The sequence below is a fragment of the Streptomyces sp. NPDC003032 genome, assembly GCF_053591415.1.
This window is the reverse complement of sequence record NZ_JBSFTT010000020.1, coordinates 91,836-112,547: the sequence shown is the minus strand read 5'-3', so window position 1 is coordinate 112,547 and position 20,712 is coordinate 91,836. Positions and strand designations below refer to the sequence as shown.

At 71.1% G+C, this 20,712-nt stretch carries 15 protein-coding genes; 14 read left to right on the top strand and 1 reads right to left on the bottom strand.

Features of this window, described 5'->3' with window-relative positions; translation table 11 throughout:
* Positions 1 to 19 precede the first annotated feature (19 nt).
* On the top strand, positions 20 to 6,859 hold the full coding sequence (locus ACWDZ7_RS26465) for a type I polyketide synthase (protein ID WP_451800378.1): 6,840 nt from the start codon (positions 20 to 22) through the stop codon (positions 6,857 to 6,859).
* A gap of 21 nt (positions 6,860 to 6,880) precedes the next feature.
* The gene (locus tag ACWDZ7_RS26460) at positions 6,881 to 7,576 is read left to right on the top strand and encodes a class I SAM-dependent methyltransferase (protein WP_451800329.1); all 696 of its coding nucleotides are present in this window, start codon (positions 6,881 to 6,883) and stop codon (positions 7,574 to 7,576) included.
* 28 nt (positions 7,577 to 7,604) lie between these two features.
* Here the strand turns inward: ACWDZ7_RS26460 and ACWDZ7_RS26455 are convergent, their stop codons facing one another.
* The gene (locus ACWDZ7_RS26455) at positions 7,605 to 9,851 is read right to left on the bottom strand and encodes an MMPL family transporter (protein ID WP_451800327.1); all 2,247 of its coding nucleotides are present in this window, start codon (positions 9,849 to 9,851) and stop codon (positions 7,605 to 7,607) included.
* Between the two features lie 318 nt (positions 9,852 to 10,169).
* On the opposite strand from ACWDZ7_RS26455, the gene ACWDZ7_RS26450 reads away from it, so the two are divergent.
* From ACWDZ7_RS26450 to ACWDZ7_RS26395, 12 genes are all read left to right on the top strand, one after another.
* Positions 10,170 to 10,577 (top strand): hypothetical protein, encoded by a 408-nt coding sequence (locus ACWDZ7_RS26450; protein ID WP_451800325.1) that lies wholly within the window; start codon positions 10,170 to 10,172, stop codon positions 10,575 to 10,577.
* Positions 10,578 to 10,658: 81 nt separating this feature from the next.
* Positions 10,659 to 11,231 carry a phage tail tube protein gene (locus ACWDZ7_RS26445; protein ID WP_451800324.1) on the top strand — a complete coding sequence of 191 codons (573 nt, stop codon included), beginning with the start codon at positions 10,659 to 10,661 and terminating at the stop codon, positions 11,229 to 11,231.
* An 82-nt stretch (positions 11,232 to 11,313) separates the two neighbouring features.
* The gene (locus ACWDZ7_RS26440; protein ID WP_451800322.1) at positions 11,314 to 11,607 is read left to right on the top strand and encodes a hypothetical protein; all 294 of its coding nucleotides are present in this window, start codon (positions 11,314 to 11,316) and stop codon (positions 11,605 to 11,607) included.
* 14 nt (positions 11,608 to 11,621) lie between these two features.
* The gene (locus ACWDZ7_RS26435) at positions 11,622 to 12,005 is read left to right on the top strand and encodes a hypothetical protein (protein WP_451800321.1); all 384 of its coding nucleotides are present in this window, start codon (positions 11,622 to 11,624) and stop codon (positions 12,003 to 12,005) included.
* Between the two features lie 67 nt (positions 12,006 to 12,072).
* Complete coding sequence (locus ACWDZ7_RS26430; protein WP_451800320.1) at positions 12,073 to 12,561, top strand: hypothetical protein; 489 nt, start codon at positions 12,073 to 12,075, stop codon at positions 12,559 to 12,561.
* Between the two features lie 29 nt (positions 12,562 to 12,590).
* A complete protein-coding gene (locus ACWDZ7_RS26425; RefSeq protein WP_451800319.1) occupies positions 12,591 to 13,760 on the top strand; it encodes a hypothetical protein in 1,170 nt (389 codons plus the stop codon).
* Between the two features lie 36 nt (positions 13,761 to 13,796).
* Positions 13,797 to 14,735 (top strand): phage distal tail protein, encoded by a 939-nt coding sequence (locus ACWDZ7_RS26420; protein ID WP_451800318.1) that lies wholly within the window; start codon positions 13,797 to 13,799, stop codon positions 14,733 to 14,735.
* Positions 14,736 to 14,772: 37 nt separating this feature from the next.
* The gene (locus tag ACWDZ7_RS26415; RefSeq protein WP_451800316.1) at positions 14,773 to 15,819 is read left to right on the top strand and encodes a hypothetical protein; all 1,047 of its coding nucleotides are present in this window, start codon (positions 14,773 to 14,775) and stop codon (positions 15,817 to 15,819) included.
* Positions 15,820 to 15,824: 5 nt separating this feature from the next.
* Complete coding sequence (locus ACWDZ7_RS26410) at positions 15,825 to 16,916, top strand: hypothetical protein (protein WP_451800315.1); 1,092 nt, start codon at positions 15,825 to 15,827, stop codon at positions 16,914 to 16,916.
* Positions 16,916 to 17,134 (top strand): hypothetical protein, encoded by a 219-nt coding sequence (locus tag ACWDZ7_RS26405; protein ID WP_451800313.1) that lies wholly within the window; start codon positions 16,916 to 16,918, stop codon positions 17,132 to 17,134. Before ACWDZ7_RS26410 ends, ACWDZ7_RS26405 begins: the two co-directional genes overlap by 1 nt.
* Before the next feature lie 637 nt (positions 17,135 to 17,771).
* On the top strand, positions 17,772 to 20,435 hold the full coding sequence (gene lanL / locus ACWDZ7_RS26400; protein ID WP_451800312.1) for a class IV lanthionine synthetase LanL: 2,664 nt from the start codon (positions 17,772 to 17,774) through the stop codon (positions 20,433 to 20,435).
* A gap of 45 nt (positions 20,436 to 20,480) precedes the next feature.
* Positions 20,481 to 20,633, top strand: a complete 153-nt coding sequence (locus tag ACWDZ7_RS26395) for a VenA family class IV lanthipeptide (RefSeq protein WP_451800310.1) — start codon at positions 20,481 to 20,483, stop codon at positions 20,631 to 20,633.
* The last annotated feature ends 79 nt before the right edge of the window (positions 20,634 to 20,712 follow it).

Here is a 20,712-nt window from a genome sequence, read left to right as displayed (position 1 = left end):
GACGAGGTGGTTGCACATGGTGACGGACGACCAGATTCGGTACTACCTCAAGCGGGTCACCGCCGACCTGCACGAGACCCGGGGGCGCCTGCGGCAGCTGGAGGACGCCGCCGCGGAGCCGATCGCGGTGGTGGCGATGGGCTGCCGCTTTCCGGGAGACGTCCGATCGCCGGAGGACCTGTGGCAGTTGGTCGTCTCAGGGAAGGACGCGATCACGCGGTTCCCCGAGGACCGCGGCTGGGACATCGACGGCCTCTACGACCCCGACCCGGACCGGTCGGGGAAGAGCTACGCGCGTGAGGGCGGCTTCCTCTCCGACGTGGCATCGTTCGACGCCGCCCTGTTCGGAGTGAGCCCGCGTGAGGCGCTGACGCTCGACCCGCAGCAACGCCTGCTCCTGGAGGTGTCCTGGGAGACCTTCGAGCGCGCCGGCCTCCCACCGTCCTGCCTGCGGGGCAGCCACACAGGTGTCTTCGTCGGCACCAGCAGCCAGGAGTACGCGCTCCTGGCCCAGAACGCCCGGGAAACCTTCGAGGGCTACTCCACCGGCTTCCTCGCCAGTGTGCTGTCGGGCCGCCTCGCCTATACGTTCGGTCTGGAAGGCCCGGCGATGACCGTCGACACGGCGTGCTCGGCATCACTGACCGCCCTGCACCTGGCCGTGCAGGCGCTGCGCCGACGGGAATGCTCCATGGCCCTGGCGGGCGGAGCGTCGGTGATGACGACCCCGGGCATGTTCGTGGAGTTCAGCCGTCAGCGCGGGCTCGCGGCGGACGGGCGGTGCAAGGCGTTCGCGGCCGCGGCGGACGGTACGGGGTGGGGGGAGGGTGTGGGGCTCGTACTGTTGGAGTGTTTGTCGCAGGCGCGACGCAACGGGCATCCGGTGCTTGCCGTGGTGCGTGGTTCGGCGGTGAATCAGGATGGTGCGTCGAATGGTCTGACGGCTCCGAATGGTCCGTCGCAGCAGCGGGTGATCCGGCAGGCACTGGCGTCGGCCCGGCTGTCGGCGGACCTGGTGGACGCGGTGGAGGCGCACGGGACCGGCACGACGCTCGGAGACCCCATCGAGGCGCAGGCACTGCTCGCGACGTACGGCCAACAGCGCCCGAGCGACCGCCCGTTGTGGCTGGGCTCGATCAAATCGAACCTGGGACACACCCAGGCGGCGGCAGGCATCGGCGGTGTCATCAAGACGGTGATGGCGCTGCGCCGGGGCGTACTGCCACGCACCCTGCACGTGGACGAGCCGACCCCGCACGTGGACTGGTCCTCGGGCGCGGTGCGGTTGCTGACCGAGGCGCGGGACTGGCCGCAGTACGACCGTCCGCGGCGGGCCGGTGTCTCCTCTTTCGGCATCAGCGGCACCAACGCGCATGTGATCCTGGAGGAGTCTCAGGACGACACGTTCCCCGCGCTCCCTGCCGCACCGGACGTCGCGGACGCCACCGCGCACGATTCCACCGACGGCGACGGCGACGGCGACGGCGACAGCGCCGGGCTTCTGCCCTGGCTGATCACTGCGAGGAACAGTCGCGGGCTGCGCGAGCAGGCGGCCCGCCTGCGTGATCACGTACGCGCCCGGCCGGAGCTGGCACCGGCCGACATCGCCCACTCGCTCCTCACCTCGCGCACCCTCTTCGACCACCGGGCCGTCGTGCTGGCCGGCGACCGGGAGGCGTACTGCGCGGGCCTCGAAGCGGTGGTCGAGGGCAAGAGCGCCGCCGGTGTCGTGACGGGCGTCGCGCGCGACCCCGGAAAGCCGGTGTTCGTCTTCCCGGGCCAGGGAGCCCAGTGGGAGGGCATGGCAGCGGACCTCTGCCGCGAATCGGCGGTCTTCCGCGAGCGGCTGCACGAGTGCGCCGAAGCCGTGTCGCCGCACGTCGACTTCTCGCTCGTCGACGTCGTCCGCGGTGTCGAGGGCGCGGCACCGCTCGACCGCGTCGACGTGGTCCAGCCCGCGCTGTGGGCCATGATGGTGTCGCTCGCCGCGCTGTGGCGCTCCCACGGCGTGGCACCCGGCGCCGTGGTGGGCCACTCCCAGGGCGAGATCGCCGCCGCGTGTGTCGCGGGCGCCCTGTCCCTGGAGGACGGGGCACGGATCGTGGCACGGCGCTCGCGCCTCGTCGCCGAACGCCTCGCCGGCAGCGGGGGCATGGCGTTCCTCGCACTCCCCGCGGACCAGGCACGCGCCCGGCTGTCGGCGTGGGGGACACGCCTCGCCGTCGCCGCGGTCAACGCGCCCTCGTCCGTCGTGGCGTCGGGGGATGCCCAGGCACTCGACGAGCTTTTGCACGCCGCCGAGCAGGAAGGCGTACGGGCGATCCGCGTCGCGGTGGACTACGCCTCGCACTCGGCGCAGGTCGAGACGCTGGAGGGCGAACTCGCCACGGCGCTCGCGGGCCTCGCACCGCGGACGGCCGCGATCCCGTTCTTCTCGACGGTCCTGGGCGGCCCGGTCGACACCTCGGAGCTCGACGCCGCCTACTGGTACCGGAACGTGCGCGAGACAGTCCTCTTTGAATCGACCGTGCGGGAGCTTCTGGCGGCCGGGCACCACACGTACGTGGAGATGAGCCCGCACCCGGTGCTCGCGGTGTCCTTGCACGAGATCACCGAGAGCACGGCAAGCACCGTAAGCACGGCAAGCACCGTAAGCACAGCAGGCACAGCAGGCACAGCGCGAACGATGGGCGTCGCCGCCGAAGCCACGGTGCTGACCTCACTGCGGCGGGCCGAAGGCCACCTCCACCGTTTCCTGACCTCCGTGGCGGAGGCACACGTGCAGGGCGTCCCGGTGGACTGGTCGTCCCACATCGGGCCACGGGCCCGCCTGGTGGACCTGCCGACCCTCGCGTTCCAGCGCCGCCGCTACTGGCCCGACGCGCTGCCCGCCGCCACCCCGCTCCGCGAGGGCGACGACAGCGCGGCCGCCCTGCTCCGGCGGCGCCTCGCGGAACTCCCGGAGAGCGGCAGGAGGAACCTGGTCCTGGAGACGGTGTGCGAGCACGCCGCCGCCGTGCTCAACCGCAGCTCCCCGGCGGACATCAACGTCACTCAGGCCTTCACCGATCTCGGGTTCGTCTCGCTGACGGCGATGGAGATGCGCAACCGGCTCGCCACGGCCACCGGTGTCCGCCTCTCCCCGGCCGCGGTATTCGACCATCCGACACCCGAGCGGCTCTCCACCCACCTCCTGGCCCGCCTGACGGGTGCTCATGAGCGGACCGACGAGCCGGTGGCGGCGGCCGCGACCGGTGAGCCGATCGCGATTGTCGCGATGGGCTGCCGCTACCCCGGCGACGTGGCCTCGCCCGAACAGCTGTGGGACCTGGTCGCCTCGGGGCGGGACGCCACCTCCCCCTTCCCGGCCAACCGCGGCTGGGACACGGCCGGGCTGTACGACCCGGACCCAGGCCGGTCCGGGCGTACGTACGTCCGACGAGGTGGCTTCCTCCACGACGCCGATCAGTTCGATCCCCTCCTGTTCGGCATCAGCCCGCGGGAGGCACTGGCGATGGACCCGCAACAGCGCCTCCTCCTGGAGGTGGCGTGGGAAGTCCTGGAACGGGCGCGGCTGTCGCCCGACGCCGTCGGCGGCAGCCGTACCGGCGTGTTCGTGGGCGTCAGCGGCCAGGACTACCTGCCGCTGCTGACCGCGGACCCCGATGGCGGCGCCGGGCACTTGATGACCGGTACCTCGACGAGCGTCGCCTCGGGGCGTCTCGCCTACACGTTCGGACTCGAAGGCCCCGCGGTGACGGTCGACACCGCCTGCTCCTCATCCTTGGTCGCCCTTCACCTGGCCGTGCAGGCGCTGCGGCAGGGCGACTGCACGGCCGCCCTGGTGGGCGGGGCGACGATTCTCTCGACGCCGGGAGCGTTCATCGAGTTCAGCCGTCAGGGCGCGCTGGCGCCGAACGGGCGGTGCAAGGCGTTCGCCGCGCAGGCGGACGGCACCGGCTGGGGCGAGGGCGTCGGCATGCTCCTGGTCGAACCGCTGTCGGTGGCCCGTAGCGCCGGGCACCCGGTCCTCGCTCTGATCCGCGGCACCGCGACCAACCAGGACGGGGCGAGCAACGGCCTGGCAGCGCCCAACGGCCTCGCCCAGCAGCGCGTCATCCGGCAGGCTCTGGCCCAGGCAGGTCTCACCGCGCGGGACGTGGATGCCGTCGAGGCGCACGGGACGGGCACCACGCTCGGCGACCCCATCGAGGCGGAGGCACTGCTCGCCACATACGGCCAAGGACGTCCGGGCCACGCTCCCTTGTGGCTGGGCTCGCTGAAGTCCAACATCGGCCACACCGCAGCCGCGGCCGGCGTCGGCGGCGTGATCAAGACGGTGATGGCGCTGCGCCGGGGCGTGCTGCCGCGCACCCTGCACGTGGATGAACCGACGCCGCACGTGGACTGGTCCTCGGGCGCGGTGGAGCTGCTGACCGAGGCCCGGCCATGGCCGGACACGGGCCGGGCACGGCGTGCCGGTGTCTCGTCCTTCGGGATCAGCGGGACCAACGCGCATGTGGTCCTTGAGCACGCACCGGAGGCACCGCCGCACGCCCTGGACACCCTCGCCACCCTCCCCGTGGTGCCCTGGACGCTGTCGGGCGGGACCGAGGAGGCGCTGCGCACGCAGGCCGACCGGTTGCGCCGGTTCGTCGAGGAGCGCGCGGAGCTCGTACCGGCCGACGTCGCGCGCTCGCTGGCGGCGACCCGGGCCGGTCTGGAGCACCGTGCCGTACTCCTCGGCGAGGACCGGCACGCCCTCTTGACCTCGCTGTCGGCGCTGGCGCGGGGCGCGTCCGCCCCGGGCCTGGTCCGCGGCACCGCACGCGCCCGCGACCGGGTCGCGTTCCTGTTCTCCGGCCCGTGCCCCGAACAGGCCGGGCAACAGGCCGGAGAATGGACTCAGGAACAGGCCGGGCCGGTGCAGGAGTTGTCCGTACGGATTCCGCTGTTCGCGTCGGCCCTGGATGAGGCCGCCACCGCAGTCGCGGCGCAACTGGACCGCCCTCGAGAAGACCTGCTGCCCCTGGCCGGAGCAGAGCCACCCGGTGACCCGGCCCTGGCCCGAGGAGCGCTGTTCGCCGGGGAAGTGGCACTCTTCCGTCTCCTTGAGCACTGGGGGGTCAGCCCCGGCTTCCTCCTCGGCCGGTCCGCCGGTGAGGTCACCGCCGCGCACTGCGCCGGCGTCCTGTCCCTGACCGACGCGGCGGCACTTCTCGTAGCCCTCGGTCAGGCGGACAGCATCCGACAGACAGTCAAGAACCTGACGTTCCGGCCACCCACGGCTCCTCTCCTCTCCGGCCGCACCGGCCGACCGGTGCCGTACGAGGAACTGTCCTCACCGGAGCACTGGTTGCGGCTCGCACAGCAGGACGGCACACCGGCCGACGCCGCCCGGTGGCTCAGCTCCCAAGGAGTGCGCACGTGCCTCCGGATGTGCCCCGGCAGCGAGGTGGAGGCACTCCTCGGCGCACTGGCCCATCTGCACGTCAGCGGGGTCCCGGTGGGATGGGACAGGATGCTCGCCGACTGCGGCGCACGCCTGGTGGACCTGCCCACGTACGCCTTCCAGCACCAGCGGTACTGGCCCGAGGTCACCGGACTGCCGATGGGCGCGGCCCGCACCCCGGACGAGCACGGACCGACGCGGGCGGACCAGGTCCGGCAGGTCAGGGAGCGCCTGGCGGCGGCGGACGCGGACGAGCGGGCCCGGCTCGTCGCCACCTTGGTCCGTACGCACGTCGCAGCGGTCCTGAGACTGGCGGACCCGGACGCCGTCGACGACGACCGGCCACTGCCCGAGCTGGGGTTCGACTCGCTGACAGCGGTGGACCTGCGCAACCGGCTCGGCGCGGACACCGGCCTGCGCCTCACACCAGGTCTCGTCTTCCAGCACCCCACCGTCGCCTCCCTCGCCGGGCACTTGGTAGCGGAGTGGCAGGACGCGACGTATCCGCATGAAACGGCGGACGGCGTGGACGCGGCACACTCCAGCGAGAGCGACGGGAAGGGCTTCACCCTCGGGCCCCTGCTCGCCCGCGCCGCTGCACTGGGCCGGACCGACGAGTTCCGCGAACTGGTGCGACACGTCGCGCGGTTCCGCCCCACCTTCGACACCCCCGAGCAGCGGCTGCGGCCCCCGCACGTCAGGCTCGCACGCGGTTCGGCCGCCCGCCTCGTCTGCTTCCCGACGTTCGCCGCCGGCGCGGGAGCGTCTCAGTACGCCCGGCTCGCCGCCGCGTCCGGGGGCGAGTACGACGTCTGGGCCCTGCCGGTGCCCGGCTTCAACTGGCAGGAGCCGCTACCCGCGTCCGTGGACGTCCTGGCGGAACTCCAAGCAGACGCTGTCGCACAGTGCGGCGGCGGCGACGGCGGCGGTCCCGTCGTCCTGCTCGGGTACTCGGCGGGCGGCTGGATCGCCCACGCCACCGCGGCCGCCCTCGAAGCCCGTGGAGCCGGTCCCGACGCTGTCGTGCTCCTGGACAGCCACTGGCCGCGCAGCGCGGTGCTCCCACACCTCCACGCCCGGATCGAACAGGCCCGTATCGAACAGGCCCAGAAGCCCCAAGCGGCGGACGGTCTGTGGACGCGGGATGCGGAGGACGACGCCTGCCTCACGGCTCAGGCGCACTACACCGGCCTCTTCCAGGCGTGGACTCCACGCGAGATCAGCGCGCCGACCTTGCTGGTGCGGGCCTCGCAGGCAGGCTTCGACGAGGCGCCCGAGGACTGGCGGCCCCACTGGCAACTCCCGCACACGGCCGCCGACACGCCCGGAACCCACTTCTCCATCATCCGCGAGCACAGCGAGCCCGCTCTGCGCGCTGTGGACCACTGGCTCAACAGCCTGCGCTGAGATCCCCCAAGGAGAATGACGATGTCCGAAGACGTCAACGGCGGCAAGCCCTTCGACCACCTCGACCAGGCTGTCATCGACGGGCAGGCCGGATACTCGAAGCCGTTCCTCAACCTCTACGACCTCATGGTGTACCGCGGCACCGGCCCCCTTCTCTGGCGCTGCCCGCCGGCGGTCTCCCGACGCCTGTACGACACCAGCGTGGGCGCGCGCCACATGGACATAGGTGTGGGCAGCGGCTACCTGCTCGACCACGCGCGGTTTCCCGTGCCCGAGCCGCGGATCACGCTGGTCGACCTGAACCCCAACTCCCTGGCCCACACGGCGCACCGTCTCCGCCGCCACGAAATCGTCACGGTCCGTGCGAACGTACTGGAACCCCTGCCCATACCGACGCACTCCCACGATTCGGTGGGAATGAGCTATCTGCTGCACTGCGTCCCGGGAAGCCTGAGGGAGAAGGGGATCGCGCTGGCGCACGCCGCGGCCGTGGTCCGCCCCGGGGGCATCGTCTTCGGCACCACGGTCCTGTCGGCCGGAGTGCCGGTGTCCTTCGCCGCCCGCCGGACGATGCGGATGCTCAACAGGCGGGGCATGTTCCACAACGACGGCGACGCACTCGACGACCTCCGCGCGCGGCTCGACCAGCACTTCGACCGCCACGAGCTGTCCGTACACGGCTGCGTCGGCGTCTTCCGCGCGTGGACGGCCGCCTGAGCCACCAGGTAGGCCACGTACACCCGTCCTACCCGGACTGGTCCGTCGCCTGGGCGTTGGTGTTGACCGGGACATGAGCCGAGGCGGCCGTGCCACCACCGCCCTCCCTGAGGCCGATGCGCTGGTGCAGCCGGGCCAGCGGTCCAGGAGCCCACCAGTTGAACCGGCCGGCCAGCCGCATGAAGGCGGGGACCAGCACGCCGCGCACCAAGGTGGCGTCCATGAGAACCGCGAGGGCAAGGCCCAGGCCCAGCAGCTTCATGTTGGTGATGCCGGAGACCAGGAAGGAGAGGAAGACCAGGGCGATGAGCACGGCCGCGGCAGTGACCAGACCCCCGGTGCGTTCCAGGCCCAAGGCGACGGAGCGGGTGTTGTCGCCGGTGGCGTCGTACTCCTCCTTGATCCGGGAGAGCAGGAACACCTCGTAGTCCATGGAGAGGCCGAAGGCGACGCAGAACAGCATGACCGGGGTGGCCGCGACGATGCCTCCGGTGACGGTGAACTCCCCGGTGAGCCACTGCAGATGGCCCTCTTGGAAGACCCAGACCATGGCGCCGAAGGTGGCGGTGAGGCTGAGCAGGTTGAGGACGAGCGCCTTGACGGGCATCAGGACGCTGCCGGTCAGCAGGAAGAGCAGGACGAACGTACTGACCGCGATCAGCATGAGGCTGTAGGGCATGCGGTCGGTCAGGGAGTCCATCGTGTCGCGGAAGGCGGGAGCGGTCCCGGCGACCTTGGTGTCGAAGGGCGCCCTGGCCGCGCGGACGTCGCGCACCAGTTCCTGGCCCTCGTCGCTGTACGAGCCGACCGAGGGGACCACCGACAGCCAGGTGCCGTCCTTGGCCGCGTAGCGCTGGTTGACGACACCGGCCGGAGCGATCTTCTTGCCGTCGGTGTAGGAGCCGGTGAGGCCGTCCACCCGGGAGACGTTCTGGAGCCCGGACAGACGCTTGGCGTACGCCTCGATGTCCGCGGTGTGGCTCCGCGGTGCTCCCGACTTGTCGGCGACGACCAGGAGCGGCTCCAACTCCCGCGCCGAGTAGTCGCGGGTGAGGACGCTGCTGACCTGGTGCGCCTCGGCGTCGGCGGGCAGCGTGCGCTCGTCGGCGAGGTTGAGTTTGATGCCGAGGAACGGCGAGCCGAGCAGCAGCAGGACGGCGATGACAGCGGTGGCCATCGGAACCGGCCTGCGCATGACGACCATGGCCAGGCGGTGCCAGAAGCCGCTCTCGACCGGCTTGGTCTTCTTCCTCCTCCAGGACCACTTGTTGATGCGCGGCCCGATGGTGGCCAACAGGGCGGGCAGCAGCACCAGGGCGGAGAGCGCCGCGAACGCGACGACGGCGATGCCGGCGTAGGCGAACGAGCGCAGAAAATACATCGGGAAGAGCAGCAGCGCGGACAGCGACAGGGCGACGGTGATCGCCGAGTAGAAGATGGTGCGTCCGGCGGTGCCCAGGCTGACGGCGATGGCGTCGTTGACGGCAGCGCCCTTGCCCAGCTCTTCCCGGTACCTGCTGACGACGAAGAGGCTGTAGTCGATGCCCAGTCCGAGGCCCAGTCCTGTGGCGAGGTTCATCGCGAACACCGACACGTCGGCGACTTCCACCAGCAGACGCAGCACGGCGAGCGTGCCGATGATCGCGACGACGCCCAGGGCGAGCGGCAGCAGCGCCGCGATCACGCCGCGAAAGACGAAGATGAGGAGAATCAGCGTGACGGGGAAGATCAGGGACTCGGCGAGCAGCAGATCGTTCCGCGTCTGCTCGTTCAACTCCCGATAGGCCTCGGCCCGGCCGCCGAACCATACCTCCAGACCCTGGTACCCCTCCTCGAAATGAGGCCGGATCTTGTCCAGGTGCTCGCCGACCTCGTCCTCGTCGCCCTTGAGATGGGCGAGGACCAAAGCCGAACCGGCTTTCTCACCGCGCAGCGAGGGAGCTCTGCCCAGGGTCCAGTACGAGACCGCCTCCTGAACTCCCGTCTCGGCGGCCAGCTTGTTCGTCAGCTCGGTCCCCTTGCGGACGGTGTCGGCGTCGTCGGCCCCCTCGGGGGTCGTGACGAGCAGCACCAGATTGGGCTCACCGGTCCCGAACCGCTTGCTGAGAATGTCATTGGCCTGAGTGGACTGGGCGCTCGGTACGTCGTATCCACCCGTCGACAGCTTCGTACCGACGGAGGCACCCAGGCCACCGGCCACGACGCAGAAGAGCAGGCTCAGCACGAGTACGAGCTTCCTGCGGCCGGTCGCCAACGCGGACAGCTTGTTGAACATGGGAGGCCTCCGTCGTCATGCCGGTTGGATCTGCGAGCGATGTGATGGATGTACGACAGTCACCACGCCCTGCTCAACGGCGAAACGAACAACAAGTCACTCGCCGAGTCACTCGACAGAGAACCGCCGTTGCCCTGAAGGCGCCCGCGGACTGTTGAGGTCCATTCCTGCGCGCCTGCCCCCAATCAGGCCTCGTAACACGCCAGTTGACGGAGCATCACGTTCCCGTACAAAGTCCCCGCGTCTCCTCGCAGGCACATTGCACCCACCGCGCGCGAGCGCCACAATGAGCGTCCCGCACCACGCAAGGAGTTGCGTGTGAGTGACCCGCCGATCATGTTCCCGGACGTCGAACGCCTCGTCGTCGACTATCTCAAGAGCCGGCCCGAGCTGGCCGGAGTCATCGTCGACAACCGCACTCCCCAGGGATTCGACGGCACCCAGAAGGCCGTCCTGGTGTCCCGGGCGGGCGGGGTGTGGGTCGACGACCAGCGCCTCGACCAGCCCCTGATCGACCTGGAGGTCTACGGCCCCGACAAGCCGACGGCCCACACCGTGGCCACCGCGGCCCGTACGGCGCTGCTGACCGTGCGCAACACCACGTACGGCAGCGCCTACGTCACCGACGCCGTCGAGGCGGACGGGCCGCGCTGGCTGCCCGACTACAACCGGCAGGCCGCCAGCCGCTATCTGTCCACCACCCGGCTCTCGATCCGCCCGGCCTGACATGCCCGTACGCCGGCCGGGCGCGGCCGGGAAGCAGCCCGGAGGAGCCACAAGAGCCACGAGGAGCCAAGAGGAGTCAGCATGCCCGGAATGAACCCGAACGAGATCCGCGTCGCCGGTACGGGACGCGTCCTCACCGCCCAGCTCGGTACGCCGGTGCCCTCCGACGTGACCGCCGGCTGGGACGCCGCTTGGCGCGACTTGGGCTACACCAGCACCGACGGCATCAAGTTCAACAAGAAGGACAAGATCGACCCGGTGGACACCTGGCAGTCGGTCAGCCCGGCCCGGTTCGTGTACTCCGACCGCGACCTCACCGTGAAGTTCGCACTGCTCCAGCTCAACGAGGACACACTGCCGTTCTTCTTCGGCGGTGACACGGTCAAGGAGACCGCGCAGGGCTCCAAGCTCTACACGTACAAGGTGGCGGCCGAGCCCAAGATGGACGAGCGGATGCTCGGGGTGGAGTTCGCGGACGGCGACGCCATCAAGTACCGCTTCGTCATCGCGCGCGGCCAGGTCACCGAGACCGAGGAGTTCCAGCTCACCCGCACCGCGTCGGTCAAACTCGGCCTCACCTTCACCGCGCTCGCGGTGGACAACGCCGCGCCGCTCGCCACCTGGCTGATGAACGACCCCGCGTTCGCGAAGTAAGCGGAGCGTCCGCGGAGCCGCCGTGGCAGCCACCGCCGCCGTCACCGCTACCGCCACAGCCACCGTTCGACCTAGGAGCCCCATGTCCGCGCCTTTCAACGTCAACGCCGCCCGCGCCCAGCGGCTCGAATCGCTGGGGCTGCACTGGGAGTTCGAGGTGGACGGCGAGACGTTCTCGCTGCCCACCGAGATCCCGCGCCGCTCCGCCCAGGCCCTCGCCGCCCTGGACGACAACGACCTGGACGGGCTCCTTGCCCTGCTGATGGGCGACGAGCAGTACAAGCGGTTCGCCGAGTACGACGTCAGCGTCCAGGACGTGGCCGCCGTCCTGAACGCCTACGGCGAGGCGACAGGGCTGAGCGTGGGGGAAGGCTGAGCCTCGGCGCGCTCGTGGAGGAGCACGCCGAGGCGCTGGAGGCGGACCTGCTGCGCCACTACGGCGTCGACCTGCTCGGCTGGCACCGCGGTGAGCTGTCCTCGCGGCGGCTCGCTGTGCTGGTCCGGCACTTGCCGCGGGACAGCGCGTTCCGGTCGGCGCACGACGGGGAGGCGGCGGAGTGGTCGCTGACCGACCACCTGCTCGCCGCGGTGGTCGACCACCTGGCCATCGCCAACTGGATGTTCGCCTCCGTCAACCGCGACGAGGACGAGGCGGCCCCGGAGGCGCCGCAGCCGGTGCCCCGGCCGGGGGCGAACGAGGGCGCCCCCGCCGGTTCCGCCCCACCCCCGACCGACGCGCCGGGGCCCGCCGAACTGGCCCGCTTCTTCGGCTGACGGCCCCCAGTTCGACCGAAAGTCCCTGTTTCGGATGAAAGACTTTCGACCAGCAACGGAGAACCGTATGGCAGGCGTGGATGACCGGCTGAAGAAACTGGAGTCGGAGCACCAGACGTTCACCTTGAAGCTGGAGCGCGGCCTGGCGAAGGTCGACGCGGTCGCATCGGTCACCGAAGTCACCGCGATGAAGAAGGAGTTCGCGGCGGTGACCAGCAGCGTCAAGCTGGCCAGCTTCGACTTCAACCTGCTCGAGCACCTGCAGAAGGGGCTGCAGGAGCAGCGGGACCGGGCGGCCGGCTTGCGGCCCGATGATCTCAAGGCGTCCATCACGGATACCCGCAGGGCACTCGGCCGTGCCTTCGAGATCGCCAACATGGCACGCGGCGAAGCCAAGAGGGCGCACCGACGCCTGGACGCCCTGAGGGCCAGGGCCACCGGCACCCCGCCGCCCCAGCGGGCCAGCCTGGCCAACACGGGAACCTTCACCGAGACGGCCGCCCAGATCAACCGCCTCGAGGCTCGCATCAACAGCCTCGTCCGCTCCCTCGGATGACGGCCCCATAAGCCCGCAGGAGGCACCCCATGTCACTCGTACAAGCCCTCAACCGCTCAGCCTCCGGTTTCCGCGGTCTGCGGACCAACGCGGGGCAGGCCGAGTCCGGGGTCGGCAAGCTGCGTGCGGCCGTGCAGCAGGCGGACCGGGCCGTCGGCCGGATCAAGGGTGGTCTCGACCGCACGGCCAGTTCCTTCCGCGGAGTCAAGACGCAGGCGGACGCCGCGGCCCGCAGCGCCCGGCAGGCCGACCGGGCCATGGACGGCGCAGGGAAGTCGGCCACGCGCGGCGGCGGGCTCATGGGGCGGATGAAGACGGGCCTCCAGGGTGTCACCACCGCCCAACGGGGCCTGAACACCGCCATGAAGGCGAACATCTTCGGCGCGATCATGGCGCTGCTGCTCCCGCTGATCACCAAGCTCATCGACATGGCGATGCAGTCCAAGACCGTACAGCGCATCGTGCGGACGGCGTTCCGGATCATCGGGCAGGTGATCGGTACGACGATGCGGGTGGCCCGGCAGGTCGTACAGGCCACCTGGAACGGCATCAAGGTCGCCTTCCAGGTCGTTCTGAAGGTGATCTGGACCGTCGTCAAGACGTACTTCACGATCTACAAGACCATCATCACGACCGTGATCCGCGCGATCCTGGCGGTGATCAGACCGGCGCTGAACTTCCTCCGGGAGCGCATCCCGGCCGCGTTCCGTGCCGTACGCGACGGTCTGCACCGGGCCTGGAACGGCCTGGCGAACTTCACCAAGGGCGTCTTCAACAGCGTGCTGAGCGCCGTGAAGGGGCCCATCAACGCGGTGATCGGCCTGGTCAACTCGGCGATCCGGGCGCTCAACAAGGTGAAGGTGACCATCCCGGGCTGGGTGCCGGGCGTCGGAGGCAAGTCCTTCGGCGTCAACCTCCCGACGATCCCCACCCTCGCACAGGGCGGCATCGTGCTGCCGCGCACCGGTGGCACGCTCGCCCTGCTCGGCGAGGCGGGGCAGGCCGAGGCCGTGCTGCCGCTGAACAGGCTGGAGGCGCTGCTCGCGCGAGGCGCGCGGCCGGGCGCGGGGCCGGTCCGCGCGCTGGGGCCGCAGCAGCGCGGCGGCGGTGTGGTGATCGAGAACTACTACGAGGCGCGCGGCGGCAGCGCCCGGCAGACCGCGGAGGACCTGATGTTCCTGATGAAGGCCAGGGGCTGACGCCCTGATGAAGGCCGAGGGTGGGGTGGTGAGCGGATGACCGCGGGGATGAGGCACGGCACCGGCGCGGCGGATGTCGCCGCCGCCGAGCCCGGGGCGCTGATCAACAAGGACGGGCAGGTGCAGTGGGCGGATCTGCTGCTCGGCCCCGACACCGTCCACTGGGTCGCCGCCGAGGGCCTCACCGGCTGGGAGGAGTTGCCGGGCCTGGAGTCGTCGGACGCCAACCGCCCAGCGGGACACGGCGGCTGGCCGGGCACCCAGTGGGCGCAGCCCCGCACCGTCACCGCACAGCTGTGGCTCGCGCCCGACCCGGACGGCGGCCCCGAAGCGGCCCTCGCCGCCCTGCGCGCGCTGCGCTCGGCCACCGCGGTACGGGACGAGGAGGAGTGGCTCGCGGTGCGCCTGTACGGCGAGACGCTGGCCGTCAAGGCGCGGGTCACCCAGCGCGTGGTGCCCACGGACCGCCAGTTCCTCGCGAGCCGGCTCGCGAAGGCGACGCTCCAGTGGAAGGCCATGGACCCGCGGCGCTACGAGAGCGTCGCGCGCCGCGCCACGATCGGACTGCCGCGCCGGGAGCCGGGCCTGACCTGGCCGCTGACCTGGCCGTTGAACTGGGGGACCCCGGGCGCCATCGGCGAGGTGACGGTGGAGAACACGGGCAGCGCCCCCACTCATCCGCTGATCACCTTCACCGGGCCGTGTGTCGGCCCGCGCCTGGCCAACCACGACGACGGCACCTGGCTGGAGTACCGCCTGTCCCTGTCGCTCGGCGATGTGCTGGAGGTCGACACGGCCGAAGGCTCCGTGGTGCTCAACGGGACCGCGTCACGCCGCCACACCGCGGTCGTCGGCAGTGTCCCCGAGGAATTGTTCACCCTGGCCCCCGGTGCCTCCCGGCTGTCCTTCCGGGCCGAGTCCGGCACCGTGGAGCAGGCGTCGGCCACCGTCACCTGGCGCTCGGCCGAGTGGTGAGCGACCGACCCATCGACCGGCGATCTTGGAGAGTTCCATGACGACACGTTCCGCATGGCATCTGCCCACCGGACAGACCCGGGAGGACACCCGGCTCGCCATGAGCCTCGGAATGGCCTCCTCCGGGCCGCTGACCGCCCGTGGTGGCTGCGCCGTGGGCGGACTCCAGCTGACCGGCACCGCGGCCACCAGCATGCAGGCCCGGCTGTCCCCCGGCAGGCTGTGGGTGCCCGGTGCCTCCGCGGCCGCGCAGGGCGGCTACCCGGTCACCGTGGACGCCGACGCGCAGCTCCTCTTCGCCGACGGCCACGCGACGCTGCCGCGCATCGACGCGCTCGTGGTGCGGGTGTACGACGCGGACTACGACGCCTCGGGCCGCTACGAGGCCGTCCTGGAGATCGTCCAGGGCACCCCGGCGAGCGCGCCGGTGCCGCCCGTGCTGCCGAAGAACGCCGAGCTGCTGTACGAGGTGTCGGTCGGTGCGGGCGCCTCGGCCGCGCGGGGCATCACCTGGGCGACGGCGGTCGCCGACCGGCGCCGCTACACCGCCGCGCTCGGCGGCATCCTGCCCGCCGGGGGCGGCCATGGCGCGCGGGGCAGTTACGTCGGCGAGTACCGGGACGTCAACGGACGCCTGGAGCGCTGGGACGGCGCCCGGTGGCTGCTGTACACACCGAACGCCATGCTCAAGCACACCCCCGACCGTGGCTTCACCACCTCCGCGGCCTACACCGAGACCCTCACCGACGTCGTCTCCAACCCCTTCGGCCTCACCTTCGTCGCACCGGCGTCGGGCTGGGTGCACATCGCCATCGGCGCCCATATGTGGGGCGCGGGCGGAAAAGAGGCGTTCATGTCGGTGAACGTGCGTCCCGCGGCGGGCGGCACCCCCCTGCTCAGCGCCACCGACGACCGGGCGGCCTCCCACAACGGGGCCGGTTCGGCCTCCACGTGCAGCAACTTCCCGCTCGGCCCGCTCACCGCGGGCACCTCGTACACCGCCATCGCCGCCTTCAGATCGGGTACCGCAGGTAACGAAGCCTCCTTCGACAACCTCTTCGTCCGCGTCGACCCGGTGGTCTGACCCCGATGGACAGCCCCTACCTCGCCGTCTTCGCCGACCTGCGCACCAACGCCCCCATCGACGTCCTTCCGCTGCAGGGCCTGGAGTTCGACGACTACATCGGCAAGCCGGGCTCCCTCAGCGCCACCCTGCCGGTGCCCAACCGGCGGATGGCCCGGCGCGTCAGGGAGCTCGTGGAGGGCCGTACCGCCGTCTACCTCGAACGCGGCGACCAGGTGTGCTGGGGCGGCATCGTGTGGACGCTCACCCCGGCCATGGACGAGCAGGGCATGGTCACCGTCGCCCTCCAGGCCGCCACCTTCGACTCGTACGCGGGCCGGCGCCACATCCGGCGGCGCCTCACGTACACGGACACCGACGACCTGACCATCGTACGAGGCCTCTGGGAGCACATCCAGTCGGTGCCCGGCGGTGACATCGGCGTCGGCTTCGCGCCCGCGCCGCCGGGCACCCGGCGCACGGTGACGTACCTGGACGGCGACGAGACGCTGGTGGAGGAGGCGATCTCGCAACTGGCCGCCATGGAACCGGGCTTCGAGTATCTCGTGAGCGTCCACCGCGACCCGTCGACCGGCCAGCGCGCCAAACGGCTGCTGTTCGGCGTCCCGCGCATCCAGGTCGGAGAGGGCACCACGGTCCTGGACCTGCCGGGTGACATCCTCACGTACTCCTTCCCCCGGGACGCGACCCGCGGCGGCACCACCGCGCGGGCCCGCGGGGGCACACCCGAAGGCGCGGAGCGCCCCGTCATCTCGGACGAACACGTGGCGCACGCTCTCATCGGCGCCGGTTTCCCGCGCCTGGACACCACGTCCGACCACAGCAACGTCACCGACAAGGCGGCCCTGGACGCACTGGCCCGCACCGAACTCGCCGCGCTCGGCGGGCCGGTCGTGATCCCCGCCGTCCGTGTCCGCCTCGACGCGGACACCACGCCCTCACTCCTCGGGACGACCGTCCGGCTGCGCATCCACGACGTGTGGTTCAGCGAGGGCCTGGACGCGTCGTACCGCGTCATCGGAGTCAAGGTCACCGCCCCGGAGCGGGGCCGCGCGGAGACGGCGGAACTCTTCCTCGAAGGCCTGGAGGCCCTGTGATGCCGAATCTTCCCGAGGACATCGTGGACCGCGTCAAGAACCTGGAACGGCAGGTACGGCGGCTGACCACGTACGTCAACACGCGCGCTGCGGCCCCCGCGGGAACGGCGGGGGCCGCGACCGGCGAGAGTGCGGGCGAGGGCAGGCGTACGGATGGGGGCGAGGAGGACGAGCAGACGGGGCAGGGCGAGCAGGGCGAGCAGGGCGGGCAGGCGTAGTGAACCGCCGTGCGTCGCGATGACGCGACCCCGTGCCGGCGTGAAATCGTGACCGCATCTCCGGCCCCACGCGGGCCGAACACGAGGAACTGGCCCGGCTGTTGCCGACCCAAGCCCAGCGAGCGTGAGGTCTGGATGTCGCAGAAGGCGGGGCCGGTGATCGATGTCGGCCTGATCCACGAGGACGGCTCGTACGGCCCGATCACGGCCGGGGTCCCGGACGGCGAGACCCCCGTCGGCTGGTCGGCTGGCCTCAACAGGCCGACGTACATATGGCTGGCGTCGCTGCCCACCGACCCCGACGTCCTGCTCCGGCGGCTCACCACCGAGATCACCCGTGATCAGCGTTCGCGCGACACCCCGGCCGAGGACCGGGTCGGGACCGGGCCCAGGACGCCCCGGGACACCACCATGGGTAAGAAGGGCACCCTGCTCAGGCAGTCGGCGGTCCTGGAGCGCGCGGTCGTCAACGCCCTCCGCGAGAGGCCCTCTTCCTGCGCCGGGCGCGCGCTCCCCAGGGTGCGAGTACGTGGCTATACGCTTACCGGATGGGATGAATCCGACCTGGTGTGGTTGGAATGTCCTTGCCGTCGGGCACGTCCCCGTCAGCGGTTCTCGCCGTTGAGAGGGGACACGCATGACGAGTCACGTCACCGAAGCCGAACTACAGGGCCTCCTCGACCAAGCGCTGCACGCCGCAGGAACAGGCGGCCGCTGGAGGGTCGACACGGACAAGATGTGGTGCCACGTCGCGCCGGCGACGGGGCCACGGCGCGAGCAGGGCTGGAAGCTGCACCTGTCGGCAACGGTCGCCTCCGCGCCGACGGTCCTGGCAAAAGCTCTGGACGTGCTGCTGCGGGAGGACTCGGCGTTCAAGTTCGCCCGGTCGATCGACCAGGTGGGCGCGCTCAATTCCCGCGCCACGCCCCGGGGAAGCTCGGGCAAGTTCATCACCGTTTACCCGCGCTCCGACGCCGACGCCGCCAGGCTCGCCCAGGAGTTGCACGGGGCCACGGCGGGGCTGACCGGCCCTCGGATCCTGTCCGACCAGCCCTACGCCGAACACAGCCTGGTGCATTACCGGTACGGCTCATTCGTCGGCCGACGGCGCCTGGCGGACAACGGCCTGCTGGTGTGGTTCATCGAGGACCCTGACGGCAATCCCGTGGAGGACAAACGCACCGGCCAGTATTCTCCGCCCTCTTGGGCGGTCTGCCCGTTTCCCGCCGCGGTGCCCGTCCCGCCGAGTACCGGGGATGCGGCAAGCGGTCCGGTGGTGATCGGCGGCCGCTTCGCGGTGCGGGAGGCGATCCGGCACACGAACAAGGGCGGCGTCTATCGGGGCGCTGACGTCCGCACGGGCGCCTCTGTAGTGATCAAGGAGGCACGGCCGCACGTGGAGGCCGACGCCTGCGGCCGCGATGTCCGTGACTGGCTGCGCACCGAGGCCCGGACGCTGGAGAGGCTCAAGGGCCTGGGGCTGGCTCCGAAGCCGCTGGCGCTTTTCGAACACGGCGGCCACCTGTTCCTGGCCCAGGAGCAGGTCCCCGGTATCGCCCTGCGCACCTGGGTCGTCGAGCGCTTACGCGATGTCGGAGGCGAGCGCTACCGCGCCGACGCACTGGCCATGGTCGGACGCCTGGTGGACCTGGTCGCGGCGGCTCACGCCCACGGCTGCGTCCTCAGGGACTTCACGCCCGGCAACGTCATGGTCCGCCCGGACGGCGAACTGCGCCTGATCGACCTGGAACTCGCCGTCCTGGAGGACGACTCTCCTCTGCCGACCCGACTGGGGACCCCGGGGTTCAGTGCGCCCGAACGGCTGACCGACGCACCTGTATCGCCGACGGCCGACTACTACAGCCTCGGCGCCACCGCGTGCTTCGTCCTGACCGGGAAGGTGCCGAACCTGCTGCCCGAGGAGCCTGCCACCAGGGCCGCGGAACAGCGGCTCGCCGCCTGGCTGACCGCCTGCGTCGGACCGCTGCGCCTGCCGCACGGCCTGGCGGACATGGTCCTCGCGCTGATGAAGGACGATCCCGCCGAGCGCTGGGACCCGCCCAGGGCTCGCGAGGCTCTCCGCCAGGCCATCCCGGCGCGACTGGCATACGGCGCCGCCACCCGCCCGGCACGGGACGACGAGCCTCACGATCAGGTGGCCCCGCTTGTCGACCACCTCATCGACTCGATGACCCCGGGGAGTGATCGACGGCTGTGGCCCGTGTCCACTGCGGCCGGGGAGAGCGACCCCTGCACCGTGCAGCAGGGCGCGGCCGGAGTCCTGGCCGTACTGACACGGTACTTCGAACGCACAGGCGATCCCCGTCTGCCCGAGCTGATCTCCACAGCGGGCCATTGGATCGCACGCCGCACCGACACCGACTCGACGCGCCCCGGCCTGCATTTCGGAGGTCGTGGAACGGCCTGGGCCCTGTACGACGCCGGACGTGCCGTCGAGGACCACCGGCTCACCGACCACGCGCTTGGCATGGCCCTGGCACCGCAACAGTCGACGGCCAGCCACGACATCACCCACGGCACCGCGGGCAGCGGACTCGCCGCCCTCCACCTGTGGCACCGCACCGGTGACCCGCGCTTCGCCGAACTGGCCGTCGACGCCGCCGATCGGCTGATCGCCGCCGCCCAGCATGACCGATCCGGCGTCAGCTGGGCGGTTCCCGCCGAAGCCGTGTCCCCGTCGGCCGGCAAACGCTACCTCGGCTTCGCCCACGGAACGGCCGGCATCGGCTGTTTCCTCCTCGCCGCCGCGCTCGTCTCGCAGCGTCCCAGGCACATGGAGCTGGCCGTGGAGGCCGGCGAGCAACTGGTGGCCCACGCGGTACTCACCGGCGCGTCAGCCCACTGGACCGCCCAGCCCACGGACGCCCCCACGGCTCCGTACTGGTGCCACGGCGCCGCGGGCATCGGCACCTTCCTCATCCAGCTGTGGCAGGTCACCGGCGACGACCGGTTCCATGACCTCGCCCACCGCGCTACGCACGCGGTGACCGAACACGCCTCCCGCGCCGCCCTCACCCAGTGCCACGGACTGGCGGGCAACGGCGACTTCCTCCTCGACATGGCCGCGGCCACAGAGGAGCCCGCCTACCGCGCCATGGCCGAAGACCTGGCCCGCCTCATCCTCGCCGAGCGAGCCCACCGCCACGGCCACGTGGTCTTCCCCAACGAGTACGGGGACGTGTCCACCAGCTGGAGCGACGGATCCGCCGGAATTCTGGCCTTCCTTCTCCGGCTCCGCCACGCCGAACCCCGGCACTGGATGGTCCAGTCGCCGGCCTGAGCGGCAGTACCTCTGCCGCCGCCCCGCACAAAGAAGGAGAAACCCATGGAAAACCAGGACATCGAACTGCTGGCCCGGCTCCACGCCCTCCCAGAGACCGACCCTGTCGACATCGACGGAACGCCGTTCGCCGCCACCTGCGGATGCGCCGGCATTCTGACCCTTCTGAACACCATCTGCATCGGCGTCACCTGCTAGGTGGCTCTGCTGGTGCGACCGTCCGGTCGGCGGCTGTCGCCAACAGCCGCCGACCGGTGCGACGGCCGTCTCGGACGCG